General features: G+C 70.5%; 13 protein-coding genes and 1 riboswitch. Of the genes, 6 read left to right on the forward strand and 7 right to left on the reverse strand.

Going from position 1 to position 14022, the window contains the following annotated elements; translation table 11 throughout:
- Nucleotides 1-30 precede the first annotated feature (30 nt).
- The 3 genes from KJS59_RS20770 (at nt 31) to metE (ending at nt 6111) form a co-directional block, all read left to right on the forward strand.
- The gene (locus tag KJS59_RS20770) at nt 31-2427 is read left to right on the forward strand and encodes a ribonucleoside-diphosphate reductase subunit alpha (protein WP_213454616.1); all 2397 of its coding nucleotides are present in this window, start codon (nt 31-33) and stop codon (nt 2425-2427) included.
- Nucleotides 2428-2495: 68 nt separating this feature from the next.
- Nucleotides 2496-3473, forward strand: coding sequence for a ribonucleotide-diphosphate reductase subunit beta (locus KJS59_RS20775; protein WP_249714585.1), 978 nt, complete (start codon nt 2496-2498; stop codon nt 3471-3473).
- A 74-nt stretch (nt 3474-3547) separates the two neighbouring features.
- Nucleotides 3548-3761: riboswitch (cobalamin riboswitch) on the forward strand.
- 109 nt (nt 3762-3870) lie between these two features.
- Nucleotides 3871-6111: a 5-methyltetrahydropteroyltriglutamate--homocysteine S-methyltransferase gene (gene metE, locus KJS59_RS20780; protein ID WP_213454618.1), complete on the forward strand. Its 2241-nt coding sequence runs from the start codon at nt 3871-3873 to the stop codon at nt 6109-6111.
- Between the two features lie 77 nt (nt 6112-6188).
- On the opposite strand, the gene KJS59_RS20785 is transcribed toward metE, so the two are convergent.
- Complete coding sequence (locus KJS59_RS20785; RefSeq protein ID WP_213454619.1) at nt 6189-6857, reverse strand: DUF433 domain-containing protein; 669 nt, start codon at nt 6855-6857, stop codon at nt 6189-6191.
- 145 nt (nt 6858-7002) lie between these two features.
- Entirely contained in the window at nt 7003-8121 is a 1119-nt protein-coding gene (locus tag KJS59_RS20790) for an FAD-dependent monooxygenase (protein WP_213454620.1), read from the reverse strand.
- Nucleotides 8122-8195: 74 nt separating this feature from the next.
- Between KJS59_RS20790 and KJS59_RS20795 the strand changes: the two genes are divergently transcribed.
- Entirely contained in the window at nt 8196-8876 is a 681-nt protein-coding gene (locus KJS59_RS20795) for a TetR family transcriptional regulator (protein WP_213454621.1), read from the forward strand.
- Here the strand turns inward: KJS59_RS20795 and KJS59_RS20800 are convergent.
- The 4 genes from KJS59_RS20800 to KJS59_RS20815 form a co-directional block, all read right to left on the reverse strand.
- Complete coding sequence (locus KJS59_RS20800; protein WP_213454622.1) at nt 8822-9172, reverse strand: hypothetical protein; 351 nt, start codon at nt 9170-9172, stop codon at nt 8822-8824. The genes KJS59_RS20795 and KJS59_RS20800 overlap by 55 nt on opposite strands.
- 237 nt (nt 9173-9409) lie before the next feature.
- On the reverse strand, nt 9410-9589 hold the full coding sequence (locus KJS59_RS20805) for a hypothetical protein (RefSeq protein WP_213454623.1): 180 nt from the start codon (nt 9587-9589) through the stop codon (nt 9410-9412).
- Between the two features lie 70 nt (nt 9590-9659).
- Nucleotides 9660-10298 carry a DUF6928 family protein gene (locus KJS59_RS20810; protein ID WP_213454624.1) on the reverse strand — a complete coding sequence of 213 codons (639 nt, stop codon included), beginning with the start codon at nt 10296-10298 and terminating at the stop codon, nt 9660-9662.
- 179 nt (nt 10299-10477) lie between these two features.
- The gene (locus KJS59_RS20815; protein ID WP_213454625.1) at nt 10478-11281 is read right to left on the reverse strand and encodes a metallophosphoesterase; all 804 of its coding nucleotides are present in this window, start codon (nt 11279-11281) and stop codon (nt 10478-10480) included.
- Nucleotides 11282-11583: 302 nt separating this feature from the next.
- Between KJS59_RS20815 and KJS59_RS20820 the strand changes: the two genes are divergently transcribed.
- Nucleotides 11584-12243 carry a hypothetical protein gene (locus tag KJS59_RS20820; protein WP_213454626.1) on the forward strand — a complete coding sequence of 220 codons (660 nt, stop codon included), beginning with the start codon at nt 11584-11586 and terminating at the stop codon, nt 12241-12243.
- A gap of 158 nt (nt 12244-12401) precedes the next feature.
- On the opposite strand, the gene KJS59_RS20825 is transcribed toward KJS59_RS20820, so the two are convergent.
- The gene (locus KJS59_RS20825; RefSeq protein WP_213454627.1) at nt 12402-13334 is read right to left on the reverse strand and encodes an SDR family NAD(P)-dependent oxidoreductase; all 933 of its coding nucleotides are present in this window, start codon (nt 13332-13334) and stop codon (nt 12402-12404) included.
- A gap of 85 nt (nt 13335-13419) precedes the next feature.
- On the opposite strand from KJS59_RS20825, the gene KJS59_RS20830 reads away from it, so the two are divergent.
- Nucleotides 13420-14004, forward strand: a complete 585-nt coding sequence (locus KJS59_RS20830; RefSeq protein ID WP_213454628.1) for a TetR/AcrR family transcriptional regulator — start codon at nt 13420-13422, stop codon at nt 14002-14004.
- Nucleotides 14005-14022: the final 18 nt, after the last annotated feature.

The raw sequence follows: 14022 nt of genomic DNA on the forward strand, positions 1-14022 counted from the left end.
GACCTCGTTCAGTGGCGTGAGGAGGGGGACATGACGGCGACGCAGGAGCAGGGCGCGCCCGATCAGGCGGTGCCGACGCAGCGCCGGCACGCGATGCGGGTCCGCAAGCGCAACGGCGACCTCGAACCGGTCGACGTGAACAAGATCGTCAAGGCGGTCGAGCGGTGGGTCGGCGACCTGGACGACGTCGATCCGCTACGGGTCGCCACGAAGACGATCAGCGGCCTGTACGACGGCGCGACCACCGCGGAACTGGACAAGCTGTCGATCCACACCGCGGCGGAGCTGATCGGTGAGGAGCCGCAGTACTCCAAGCTGGCCGCGCGGCTGCTCGCCGCGTACGTGGACAAAGAGGTCCGCGGCCAGGGCGTGGCCAGCTTCAGCCAGTCGATCCGTTACGCCCACCAGCAGGGGCTGATCGGTGCCGAGGCGGCGGCGTTCGTGGCGCGCAACGCCCGCAAGCTCGACGACGCCGTGGACCTCGACGGCGATCTCCGGTTCGAGTACTTCGGGCTGCGCACCGTCGCGGACCGCTACCTGCTGCGCCACCCCGAGACCCGCCTCGTGGTGGAGACCCCGCAGTACTGGCTGCTCCGCGTCGCCTGTGGACTGTCGCAGACGCCCGGCGAGGCGATCGGCTTCTACCGGCTGATGTCGTCGCTGGCCTATCTGCCCAGTTCGCCGACCCTGTTCAACTCGGGCACCCGGCACACGCAGCTGTCGTCCTGCTTCCTGGTGGACTCGCCCCAGGACGAACTGGACTCGATCTACGAGCGCTACCACCAGGTGGCGAAGCTGTCGAAGTTCTCCGGCGGGATCGGCATCTCCTGGTCGCGGGTGCGTGGCCGGGGCGCGCTGATCCGGGGCACCAACGGCAAGTCGAACGGGATCGTGCCGTTCCTGAAGACCCTCGACGCGGGCGTGGCGGCGGTGAACCAGGGCGGCCGGCGCAAGGGCGCGGCGTGCGTCTACCTCGAACCGTGGCACCCGGACATCGAGGAGTTTCTCGAGCTGCGCGACAACACCGGCGAGGACGCCCGCCGCACGCACAACCTGAACCTGGCGAACTGGATCCCGGACGAGTTCATGCGCCGGGTCGAGGCGGACGGCGAATGGTCGCTGATCGACCCGTCGGACGCGCCCGAACTGCCGGACCTGTTCGGCGAGGAGTTCGACGAGGCGTACCGGGCCGCGGAGAAGAAGGCGGTCAGGCGGGTCCGGGCCCGCGAGCTGTACGGGCGGATGATGCGCACCCTGGCGCAGACCGGCAACGGCTGGATGACCTTCAAGGACCGGTCGAACCGGCTGTCGAACCAGACCGGCGCCGCGGGCAACACGATCCACCTGTCCAACCTGTGCACCGAGATCCTCGAGGTCAACTCCGACGACGAGACGGCGGTCTGCAACCTGGGCTCGGTCAACCTCGGCGCGCACGTCACGGCGGACGGCATCGACTGGGCGCGACTGCGGGAGACGGTCCGCACCGCGGTGGTCTTCCTCGACCGGGTGATCGACATCAACTACTACCCGTCGGCGCAGGCGGCGGCGTCCAACCCGCGCTGGCGGCCGGTCGGGCTCGGGTTGATGGGCCTGCAGGACGCGTTCTTCGCGCTGCGCCTGCCGTTCGACTCGGCCGAGGCCCGGGCGCTGTCCACCCGCGTGCAGGAGGAGATCTTCCTGACCGCGCTGGAGACGTCCGCCGACCTGGCGCAGCGGTTCGGCCCGCACCCGGCGTACCCCGAGACCCGCGCCGCCGCTGGCGAGCTGCACCCCGAAATCTGGGGTGCGGACATGGAGCAGACCCCGCGCTGGGCGGCCCTCAAGGAGCGGATCGCCGAGCACGGACTGCGCAACTCGCTGCTGATCGCGATCGCGCCGACCGCCACGATCGCCTCGATCGCCGGTTGCTACGAGTGCATCGAGCCGCAGGTGTCCAACCTGTTCAAGCGCGAGACCATGTCCGGCGAGTTCCTTCAGATCAACACCTACCTGGTACGGGAGTTGAAGGCGCGCGGGCTCTGGACGTCGGCGATCCGGGAGCAGATCAAGCGGGCCGACGGCTCCGTGCAGCAGATCGCCGAGCTGCCCGCCGACGTCCGGGAACTGTTCCGGACCGCGTGGGAACTCCCGCAGCGCGCGCTGATCGACCTCGCCGCCGCGCGGGCGCCGTTCATCGACCAGTCGCAGTCACTGAACCTGTTCATGAGCGCGCCGACCATCGGCAAGCTCTCCTCGATGTACCTCTACGCCTGGAAGTCCGGCCTGAAGACGTCGTACTACCTGCGCTCGCGCCCCGCGACGCGCATCCAGCAGGCCACCGTGCCGGTCGCACCGGCCGCCGCAACCGCGCCGATCGCCGTCCTGCCCGACGCCGAAGCGCTCGCCTGCTCCCTGGAAAACCCCGAATCCTGCGAGGCCTGCCAGTGACCACCATTCCCGACGCCCGCACCAGCTCCAGCGCCGCCGGCGAGCGGCACCTGCTGCTCGACCCGGGCATGGACCTGACCCTGCGGCCGATGCGCTACCCGCGCTTCTTCGACCGCTTCCGGGACGCCATCAAGAACACCTGGACCGTCGAGGAGGTCGACCTGCACTCCGACCTCGCCGACCTGCACAAGCTGTCGCCCGCCGAGCAGCACCTGGTCTCGCGGCTGGTCGCCTTCTTCGCCACCGGCGACACCATCGTCGCGAACAACCTGGTGCTCAACCTCTACCAGCACGTCAACTCGCCCGAGGGCCGGCTCTACCTCTCCCGGCAACTGTTCGAGGAGGCCGTGCACGTCCAGTTCTACCTGAACCTGCTCGACACCTACGTGCCCGACGAGCAGGAGCGGTTCGAGGCGTTCGCCGCGGTGGAGAACATCCCGTCGATCGCCCGCAAGGCGGAGTTCTGCTTCAAGTGGATCGACTCGATCTTCGAGCTGCGGGAGCTGAGGACGAAGGAGGACCGGCGGGCCTTCCTGCTCAACCTGATCTGCTTCGCGGCGTGCATCGAGGGCCTGTTCTTCTACGGCGCCTTCGCGTACGTGTACTTCCTGCGCTCCCGGGGGCTCCTGCACGGGCTGGCGAGCGGCACCAACTGGGTGTTCCGCGACGAGTCCATGCACATGGCGTTCGCGTTCGACGTGGTCGACACCGTCCGCGCGGAGGAGCCGGACCTGTTCGACGCGCGGATGGAGCAGCAGGTCAGGGAGATGCTCGCCGAGGCCGTCGAGTGCGAGGTCCAGTTCGCCGAGGACCTGCTGGAGCAGGGCGTCTCCGGCATGTCCCCGGCCGACATGCGCGAGTACCTCCAGCACGTCGCGGACCGGCGCCTGGCCGCGCTCGGCATCGAACCGCTCTACGGCAGCGGGAACCCGTTCGCCTTCATGGAACTGCAGGACGTGCAGGAGCTGTCGAACTTCTTCGAACGCCGCGTCTCGGCCTACCAGGTCGGCGTCACCGGCACGGTCGGCTTCGACGACGACTTCTGATCCGCTGCTTCCCGCCGCCGTCCCGGGCGATTCTCATTGCCCAGGACGGCGGCGGCTCCGCCGCCGATCCCGGTACGATGGCCGGCAGTGCTGGTTCGCCCCGACCGCCACGGACGGGGCGTCGCAAGAGGGAACCCGGTGCGAGTCCGGGACTGCCCCGCAGCGGTAAGCGGGAACGAACGCCGTCATGAAGCACTGGGCCCGCCCGGGCCTGGGAAGCGACGGCCGGTAGGCGACCTTCGGGTCATGCCCGCGAGTCCGAAGACCTGCCAGCGCCGCGCACACCGCCGGTGTGTGCCGTCGGCGGCCTCTCGGGAGGGCCCGGGCGGAAGCCGGTACCCCGCGTACCTCGCCTTCCCCCTCCCGCTCGCCGGGAACTTCGAGGGAAGGACCCCTTGTGAGCACCACCTTCGGGCAGAGCACCGTGCTCGGCTACCCGCGCATCGGCGCCAACCGGGAACTGAAAAAGGCCGTCGAGGCCTACTGGGCCGGCAGGATCGACGCCGACGCCCTGGCAGCGACCGCCGCCGGGCTGCGGGCCGAGGTCTGGCAGACGCTGCGTGACGCCCGCCTGGACGCGATCCCGTCGAACACGTTCTCCTACTACGACCACATGCTCGACACCGCCGTCGCGGTCGGCGCCGTCCCGGAGCGGTTCCGCCGGCTGGGCCTGACGGACCTGGACACCTACTTCGCGATGGCCCGCGGCGTCGACGCCGAGCCGGCCCTCGAACTGACCAAGTGGTTCGACACCAACTACCACTACCTGGTTCCCGAGATCGGCCCGGACACCGTCTTCACCGCCAACCCCGAGAAGGCCCTGCGGGAGTACGCCGAGGCGAGCGCGCTGGGGATCACCACCCGCCCGGTGTTCGTCGGCCCGGCCACGTTCCTGCTGCTGGCCAAGGGCGCCGACCCGTTCGCGCGGCTCGACGACCTGGTCGACACGTACGCGCGGATTCTGGCCGCCCTGGCCGACGCCGGTGTCGCGTGGGTGCAACTGGACGAACCCGCCTACGTGGCGGACCGCACCGCCGCCGAGATCGACGCGCTCCGCGCCGTCTACACCCGGCTCGGGGACCTGGCACACCGGCCGCAGATCTTCGTGGCCACCTACTTCGGTGAACTCGGCGCCGCCCTGCCGGCCCTGCTCGACACCCCGATCGAGGCGGTCGGCCTGGACCTCGTCGCCGGCCCCGGCAACCTGCGGTGGCTGGCCGCCGCCCGCTCACTGCGCGGCAAGACGATCGTCGCCGGGCTCGTCGACGGGCACAACATCTGGCGCGCCGACCTGCGCAAGGCCGTCACCACCGGCGCGACGGTCACCGCCCTCGCCGACCACGTCGCCGTCTCCTCCTCGTGTTCGCTGCTGCACGTCCCGGTGGACCTGTCCGCCGAGACCCGCCTCGACCCGCACCTGTACGAGCGGCTCGCGTTCGCCCGGCAGAAGGTCGACGAGGTCGTCCTGCTCGGGAAGGCGCTGCGCGACGGCACCGCCCAGCTGCCCGAACCGCCGCCCCCGCCCCCGGCCGCGTGGCGGCACGACGACGTGCGCGGCCGGCTCGCCGCGCTGGCCCCGGCAAACCGGCGGCGCGGCGAGTACACCGAGCGGGCCGCCGCCCAGCAGGAACGGCTCACCCTGCCGCCGCTGCCCACCACCACCATCGGCTCCTTCCCGCAGACCGCCGAACTGCGCAAGGCCCGCGCCGAACTACGCGCCGGCACCCTCGACGACGCCGGCTACGCCCAGCGGATGCGGGCCGAGGTCGAGCACGTCATCCGCCTCCAGGAGCAGCTCGGCCTGGACGTGCTGGTGCACGGCGAGCCGGAACGCAACGACATGGTGCAGTACTTCGGCGAGCAACTCGACGGCTTCGCCGCCACCGACAACGGCTGGGTCCAGTCCTACGGTTCCCGCTGCGTGCGCCCACCCATCATCTACGGCGACGTGGCCCGCAAGGCGCCGATGACGGTCGCCTGGTCCACCTACGCGCAGTCGCTGACCACCAAGCCGGTCAAGGGCATGCTCACCGGACCGGTCACCATGCTGGCCTGGTCGTTCGTGCGCACCGACCAGCCCCGGGCCGACACCGCCGACCAGGTCGCGCTCGCCCTGCGCGACGAGTGCCGCGACCTGGAGGCCGCCGGCATCCGGGTCATCCAGGTCGACGAACCGGCCCTGCGGGAGACCCTCCCGCTGCGCCAGGCCGACCAGAAGTCCTACCTGGACTGGGCCGTCGCCGCCTTCCGGCTGGCCACCAGCGGCGTCGCCGACAGCACCCAGATCCACACCCACCTCTGCTACAGCGAATTCGGCGACGTCATCACCGCCATCGACGCCCTCGATGCCGACGTCACCAGCATCGAGGCGTCGCGCTCCAAGATGGAGGTACTCGACGACCTGGCCGCCATCGGGTACCGCCGCGGCGTCGGCCCCGGCGTGTGGGACATCCACTCCCCGCGCGTCCCGGCCCTGGACGAGGTGGTCGAAGCGCTGCGCCGGGCGGTCGCCGCCGTCCCCGCGCGGCGGCTCTGGGTCAACCCGGACTGCGGCCTCAAGACCCGCGGCTACCCCGAGGTCGAAGCCTCGCTGCGCCACCTCGTCGCCGCCGCGGCCGAGGTCCGCGGACAGTCCTGACAACGAGTGAGCCGGGTGACGCTGCCACCCGGCTCACTCGCGTCAGGCCAGCGAAACCTCGGCAGGCTTGACCCTGCTCACGCCGCCCGCTGGGAATTCTCGTACGCCAGCGCCCACCGCACATCGGGCACATCGAGCCGGTACATCTCCGCGATCTCGTCGACGTCCAGCCCCGCCTCGTCCTGCTCCCAGAGCACCTCGGTGCTGATTCCCTTGATCGAGGGCCGACCGAACCGGACATCCGGCAGGATCCGTACCGGGGACTGAGGGTTGGGGTCCGGTCGCCAGCCGGCGGCGACGTCACCGTCCCAGGTGATCCGCTCGACGAACGCCGCCGACGGCGGAGTGAGCAGCAACTGGTTGCCCACTGCGGCCACCAGGCAATACTCCGGGTCGAGGCCAGCTTCGGCCTGCGCCTGCAGCACGAGTTTCTTGCCGGCGACGTAGGGACGGCGGTCGGCGAGCGGGTAGGGCACCCCGAACTGCTCGCGGAGCAGATCGATGAACGCCCGCAACTCGACCATCGGTACCCGGTGGGTACGGCGGTACGCCCGCAGAAGCCCCGCCTCAACGAACTCGGCCCAGGTCACCGAACGGGCGCCGCGCGACTCGGTCCGCAGCACGGGCTTGTAGCTGCGCCCTCTGCGCTCGCCTCCCTCCAGCCAGTAGTGCAGCGTCGACTGGGCGACCCGTAGCAGCCGGGCAGCCTCCGCCTCCGAGAAGACCTCATGCTCCAGGACGCTCACCCATCGGCCCAGTTTCCCACGCTCCCCGGCGGGGAGGGGGAACGGCAGGCACGCGTCGACATCCGCCGCCGATGAGCCAGCGCGCGACGATGCGATCGACTGCTGGAACGCGGCGTCGCGTTCATGGTTCGGGTAGTTGGCCGGATCAGGACGATCGGCGGCCCGGCAGCAACCTCGCCATCGCGTTACGGGTGGCGAGGCCCGCCCGGCTCTTTGGGATCAACATCGCCGCCGCGAGGCGGGCGCCGCGCTTCCGGGGATCGGTGCGGCGCCGGTGCTCGGCCTCGTAGCGCCGGAAAGCAGCGACGTGGTCGCTCTCGGCGAGAGCGGCAGCCAGCGTGCGGGCGCCGGCGATGGCCATGCTCGAACCGTCGCCCAGCAGCGAGACGGAGGCCGCCGCGTCGCCCAGCAGCACCACCCGCCCGGCCGACCAGGACGGCAGCACCACCTTGCAGACGGCGTCGAAGTAGAGGTCCTCCGTCCGCTGGGCCCGGGCCAGCAACTCGGGCACCCGCCAGCCGCGCTCCCCCGCGTACGCCTCGGCGAGGATCCGTCGATGCTGGGCGGAGTCGCGGTAGTCGAAGTCGGGGATGACGGGGTGCCGGAAGATGAACGCCACGCCCGCTTCGCCGCGGACGGGATGCACCGCGACGAGCCGGCCCGGCGTGTTGTGGAGCAGCACGTCGTGCGGCTCGTCGGGCGGTTCACCGAGCGGTGTGGTGGCCACGTAGATGCCGAGGTGGCGCACGAAATCGCGCTCCGGGCCGAAGGCGAGCCGGCGCACCACGGAGTGCAGCCCGTCCGCCCCGACGACCAGGTCGAACCGGCGGGCCGGGCCGCGTTCGAAGGTGACGTCCACCCCGCCCGGGTCCTGGTCGAACCGGGTGATGGTGTCGTCGTAGACGAACTCGGCGTCGTCGCGGGCCGCCCGGTGCAGGATCCGGGCGAGGTCGGCGCGGGGCACCTCGACCTCGCTGGTGCCGGCCGGGCTGCGGGTGGCGGGCATCGAGATCCGGCGGCTGAGCCGGCCGGACGAGTCGACGAACCGCACGCCGGCCGTCTGGGTGGCCGCCGCGCGCAGGGCTTCGACCAGGCCCATCTGCTCGACCACCGGAAGGGCCGGCCCGCGTACGTCGACCGGGTTGCCGCTGGATCGCTGCCCGGTCGCGCGCTCGACAACCGTGGGTCGGAACCCCGCGCGGGCCAGCCAGTAGGCGAGCGTCGGGCCGGCCACGCCGGCTCCGGAGATCAGCACCTTCCGCATGACCGGAGTTTAGGTGCACTCGATGCAAGACCGCAACGTGTGCAGATTTGCAGTCAGTGCACTAAACTGCCGCCATGTCACTTCGCGACCGCAAGCGGGCCCGCACCCGCCAGGCGCTGATCGACGCCGCCGCCGAGCTGTTCGCGCGGAAGGGCTACGAGGCAACCACGATCGCCGACATCGCGGCCACCGCCGACATCGGCGCCCGCACCTTCTTCAGCTACTTCCCGAGCAAGGAGGATCTGCTCTTCCCGGAGGGCGACCGCCGGGTACGCATCGCGGTCGAGGCGATCGCCCACCGGTCGCCCGACGAGGAGCCCGCCGACGTTCTGCTGCGCGCGCTCAGCGCGGCGAACGACGATAGCGCGGACCTGACCGGCCCGCTCGCCGCCCTGCGGATCCGGTTGACCATGGAGGTGCCCGCGGTCCGCGGGCGCGCCCTTCAACTGCTGTGGGAAAGCCAGCGCGAGATCGCCGGGCACCTGGCCGCGGCCTACCCCGACCGCTTGACCGAGGTGAGCGCCGCCGCCCTGGTCGGCGCCTTCGTCGGCGCGGTTACCGGCGCACTTGCCACGCTGATGCGGGATCCGACGCGGCGAGCCGACCCCGCCGCGATCCGCGAATCAATGCAGCGGGCCACCGAGATCGCCCTGCGTCCGTGGGCGTCGCAGAAGTGCCCGGGCGTGTCCCCACACGCGGGTCAGGTGTCGTACTCGCCGTCCCATGGGGGCACGAAGCCGAGTTCATCCGGGTAAAGCTCGACACTCTCGCCGAACTCGTCGTCCGTCTCGTCCACGAGACCGAACAGCACACCGTCCAGGACGGTCTGGAACAACCGGATCGCCACGTCGCCGTAGTGCCTGCCGGGCAGACCGGCGAGCAGCTCGCTCAGCTCGCGCTCGGCTCGGGCAACGGCCGCTTGCTCGCCATCGGCCGTGGTGCCGCCGGAAGGCGGCAACCACCCCGGCAAGGAACTGACCGTCGACGAAGCGACCGATTGTGTCGGTTTCCCGGTGGTCTGCTTGATACCGCATTCCCTGTCGACCAGCACCCGGCGCCGCAACCGGCGCGACCGTCCGCGGCTCCACGCCCGACCCGGGGATCGTCGGTGAGCCGAAGGGCCGGCGCGGCCCCGGCACGAACGTCCCCGGCGTGATCGTGGCCGGAACGTTCCGCGCCGAGGGCGAGCGGGTGTTCTGGGACGTCCGCGACCCCGCCAAGGCCGTCGTCAACGAGCTGACCGACGAGGACTACGCGCGGTCTTCGGCTGGGATACCACGATGTTCGTCTACTCGGACGCGCGGGATCGGCGCCTTATCGTCGGAATAATGAGCGAGGCCCAGACCGCCAGAATGAGAATGACGGAGATTGACGCGATCGTTGCGTAGTACGGCACACGAACTGCCAGGATCGAGATCGCGATCGCCGAACAAATCAGGCCGAGAACTAGGTTGATACGGGGGCTCATCCGCTTTCCCTTCGCGGTTTTATCAGTGTTCATCCGGTCCCATACGGAACAGGCGGGGTGGTCCCATGTTTCAGAACACCCGTTCGGCCCGCTCCCGTCCGGTCCGGTCGGTCACCCGGAAGCCGTGCAGGGAGACGGCTTCCGCATCGATGTCGCCCGGGTCTCGGCGGCCTTCGACCACGAAGCCGAACAGCGCCCGCAGCGCCCGCTCACCCAACTCGAGCGGATGGAACGGCAACCGATACGGATCCGGGTTCTGGCCGGCCCAGAGCGGCAGCTCGAAGTCGTACGGTTCGCCGATGTTCTCCTCGATGCCGCCGTCCGTTGACAGGCTGAGCGAGCGGATGAGTTTCCCGTCCTCCCAGACGGCGAAGCACACCCAGTCCACCATGGAATGCATCCCGTGCATGATGATCCGCCGACCGGCGCCGGCCGCGCGCGGGTGTTCGGGGAGTTTGGAGGGGCGATCGAGCACCAGCCTGCGATCGCACAGCAGTTCGGCCCCGGCCAGCACGGTGGCGTAGGTGATGCCGTCTGGCGGGTACGGCCGCTCGAACAGCGTGTCACCCTCGGCGCGCGTCACCTCGGACTCCGGGTGGACCCGCCGGACGAGGTCCTCGGCCTCGGCCGGATCGCACGCCGTCGCGCCGCGCAACGCCGGGACCAGGTCCCCATCAGCGAACGCAAGCAACGCGGTCTTCGCACCCATGCCCATTCCCCCAACCGTCCACTGTGTGATGGTGCCCGGCACGGTACCGGATCCTGGGCCGACCCGATCGGGACAGAGTTGACCATTCGTTCACGACCGCGGTGCTTCCTCCGCAACCACCGATCCTCCGGCCCGGCGCGCTCCCGGCGCTCCTCGCGCTCACAGCCACAGAAAGCGACCTAGCTGAGTCGGGTGAGCAGGATACGACCGCCCTCGTAGATCCCGCCATCGATCGCGATCACCCGGCCGCCGGCATACCACAGCGCTTCCTGAACATCCCGCGGCGCCACCCCAAAGTGCTTGGTGAGCGTGCTGTGCCCGTGCACCAGCACGTCACCGCCAAGCACGCGCAGCATCGTTGACACCGGGTCGTCCGGCCGCGCCGATTCGGCGTCACGGAATGCGCCGCGATCGCTCATCCGCCCGCAGAACTCCAGCCACCTGGCGCCGTCCGAGCAGTTCAACGCCTCGGCAACGGCCGCGTTCACCGCAGCGATACTCGAACCGAACTCCAGGTACCGCGCCGTGTCGGAATGGACGAGCAGATACCCATCGACGACCGCGACCGCGGGTAGGCCGGTGATCCAGGCGACATGCTGCGGCGTCAGTCGGCGCAGGTCCTCCTCACGCCCGCCGAACCGCGCCCAACCACCCCGGAACCCGCCCGGCTCGTCCCACCCCGCGACGGGCGCGTTGCCGAAACGGTGCGCGGCGAGCAGTTGCACCTCATGGTTGCCCAGCAACGCCCGCACCTCACCGCCGGTGGCCGTGGCGGTCGCCGCCAACTCTCGAATGTCATCAACAACGCCGATACCGTCGGGACCGCGATCGACGTAGTCACCAAGCAGCCACAGTCGGGCATCCCGCCCACACCACCGACCGGCACCGTCGATCAATCCCGCGTCACGAAGCGCGTCCCGCAACTCCGACCGGTGACCATGAACATCCGCGACCACATACAGCGGCCTGCTCGATCTTGACATCGGGTCAACCTACCCCCGGGCGGCCAACCCGGTAAACGTTCATGGTTGGCGTACCAACGATGGTCGACGCGATGCCGATTTCGTGTCGCACCGGGCACGTACTGTGGCCTGATGGACGTGCTGGACCGCGCGGAGGCGTTCCTTTGGGTCAACGCCCGTCTGCTTGATCGGCTGCGCTTCGCGTTCCACTTCCGCGACGGCGACCCGGCCCGGGTGATCGACGCGTTGCGGCCATACCAGAACCCTGACGGCGGTTCGGGCACGGACTCGAACCGGACCTGCGCGGCCCCGAAAGCCAACCCGTGCCGGTCGAGGTGGCGCTGTTCGTCATGGACGAGGTGGGCACGATCGACGGTGACCTGCTTTCCGGCTGCCTCCGCTACCTGGAGTCAATCACCAGGCCGGATGGCGGCGTCCCCTGGGTTCTGCCGACGCGCAGCCCACGCGGCCCATGGTGGGCACCGGCCGACGGCCTGCCCGGCTCGCTCAACCCCACCACCTCGATCGCCGGCCTGCTGCTGAAGAACGGCATCGCCCACCCATGGGTCAACCGGGCCACCGACTTCTGCTGGACGGCCCTCGAAAACCTGACCGAGCCACCCGGCCCGTACGACATACGCGCCATCCTCAAGTTCCTTGAGCACGTGCCGGATCGTCGTCGCGCCGAGACGATCTGGGCCGCCTTGAGCAGGGCCGTCCTCACTGTGGTCGACCTCGATCCGGACGCCGAGGGCGAGACACACGGGCCGCTTGACTTCGCACCGACCCCGCGCAGCCTGGCGCGATCCATGCTCCCCGCCGATGTGTTCGACCGCCACCTGGACGCCTTGGCGGCGAGGCAGAAACCGGACGGCGGGTGGGACTTCACCTTCGAGTCCTGGACGCCGATCACCCGCCCCGAGTGGCGAGGCTGGGTCACGGTGGAGGCGCTGGTAACCCTCAGCGAGAACGGCCGCCTCTAGCGATCGTTGGCCTCGACCTCCGGGCAGCCATCAACCGGGCCGCCGGATCAGTGACCGGGATCCTCAAGGGCCTGGCTCACTCCTCCGGCAGAAGGTCTACCACCGGCGCGCGTCGGCCGTGTGATGGTGGGGTCATTGCGGGTCGGTCGCGACGCCGATCAGTGGCGTGATGCGGACGGGGTGATGTCGATGCCGGTGAGTTGCGCGGACCGCACCCACAGGCGGGCCGCGAGGTCGGGATCGGTGGCCGCTCCGGTGAGCGCCTCGAACGTCGGTCGGGCTTGGCGTAGTGGCCGGCCCGGGCCGATGTGCCGGCCGGTGGGTGCCGCGGCCTCGGTGGCGGCGTAGAGGATCGGCGCCACGGCTTCGTCGATCGGTCGGCGCAGGAGGAGACCCATCAACGTGCCGGCCGCGCGGGTCAGGGGCGGCGCGTCCCGGTCCAGGTCGGTCCTGGCCATGCCGGGGTGGGCGAGCAGGCTGCGTACCGGTGACCCGGCGGCACGCAGCCGGCGGTCGAGTTCGAGGGCGAAGAGCACGTTGGCGAGTTTGGACGTGGCGTAGGCGCCGCCTGGTGAGTAGCCGCGTTCGGCGGCGAGGTCGGCCGGGTCGAGGCGGCCCAGCCGGTAGAGGCCGGACCCGACGGTCACCACGACGGGGTCGCGTCCGGCGGTCAGCCGGTCGAGGAGCCGGCCGGTGAGCGCGAAGTGGCCGAGGTGGTTGGTGGCCAGCTGGCTTTCCACGCCCTGCGGGCTGAGTCGCCGGGGCACGTTGCCGATGCCGCCGTTGTTGATCAGCGCGTCGACGGTGACCGAGTCGGCGCGCAGATCGTCGGCGAACCGGTGCACGGTGTCGAGGTCCAGCAGGTCCAGGTGGCGGATGTCGAGGTCGGCTTTCGCGTTGTCGGTGCGCAGCTCACGGCGTACCCGATCGCCCTTGTCGGTGTCGCGGACCGCCATGATCACGCGAGCGCCGCGCGCGGCGAGGTGGCGGGTGATCGCCACGCCGAGGCCGCTGCTGGCGCCGGTGACCACGAAGGTACGGCCGGTCTGGTCGCGAAGGTCGGCGACGCTCCATGTGGCGGTGCGAGTCATGAACCCTCCCGAGGGTAAGCGGATGACTTATCCGATTGAAGGCCAGCCGAACCGGATTGTCAATCCGCTTCGGTAGACTGGCCCGGTGACCACGCCGCTGCGCGCCGACGCCGCCCGCAACCGCGACCGGGTGCTGGCCACGGCCCGCCTCGCGGTGGCCGCGGGCGAGCTGTCGTTGCAGCTCAACGACATCGCCCGCCGGGCCGGGATGGGCGTCGGCACGGTCTACCGGCACTTCCCGACCCGCCGGGCGCTCCTCGAGGCCCTCGCCGACGACGCCTTCACCGCGCTGCTCGACGACGCCCGCGCCGCGAGCCAGCACCAGGACGCCTGGACCGGCGTCGAGATCCTCCTGCGGGCGCTGCTCATGCGGCAGTTGGCCGACCCGGCGTTCGCCGAAGTGATCTCCACGTCGCCGGACCTGGACGTGTCGGCGCGCACCGCCACCCATCGCGACGAGTTCAGCGAGCTGGCCCGGGCCGTACTCGGACACGCCCGAAAGGCCGATGTGGTGCGGGCCGGCCTCACCGACGACGACCTGCACCACCTGGTCTGCGGCACGGTATTCGCCCTGCGCATCGGCGATGAGCCGAGCGAACGGGTCGAGCGCTACCTGCGGGTCCTCCTCGACGGCATCCGCACCGCGCCGCCGAACCAGCGGAAGCGGTGACACCGGCCGGCCTGTGTC

This window comes from Rhizomonospora bruguierae, assembly GCF_018397995.1.
GTDB classification, from domain to species: domain Bacteria; phylum Actinomycetota; class Actinomycetes; order Mycobacteriales; family Micromonosporaceae; genus Rhizomonospora; species Rhizomonospora bruguierae.

Coding starts and splice junctions, on each gene's coding strand:
- KJS59_RS20770 (WP_213454616.1), top strand. CDS start 31: ATGACGGCGACGCAGGAGCAGGGCGCGCCCGATCAGGCGGTGCCGACG.
- KJS59_RS20775 (WP_249714585.1), top strand. CDS start 2,496: ATGGACCTGACCCTGCGGCCGATGCGCTACCCGCGCTTCTTCGACCGC.
- KJS59_RS20790 (WP_213454620.1), bottom strand. CDS start 8,121: ATGCGGAAGGTGCTGATCTCCGGAGCCGGCGTGGCCGGCCCGACGCTC.
- KJS59_RS20795 (WP_213454621.1), top strand. CDS start 8,196: ATGTCACTTCGCGACCGCAAGCGGGCCCGCACCCGCCAGGCGCTGATC.
- KJS59_RS20805 (WP_213454623.1), bottom strand. CDS start 9,589: ATGAGCCCCCGTATCAACCTAGTTCTCGGCCTGATTTGTTCGGCGATC.
- KJS59_RS20810 (WP_213454624.1), bottom strand. CDS start 10,298: ATGGGTGCGAAGACCGCGTTGCTTGCGTTCGCTGATGGGGACCTGGTC.
- KJS59_RS20815 (WP_213454625.1), bottom strand. CDS start 11,281: ATGTCAAGATCGAGCAGGCCGCTGTATGTGGTCGCGGATGTTCATGGT.
- KJS59_RS20825 (WP_213454627.1), bottom strand. CDS start 13,334: ATGACTCGCACCGCCACATGGAGCGTCGCCGACCTTCGCGACCAGACC.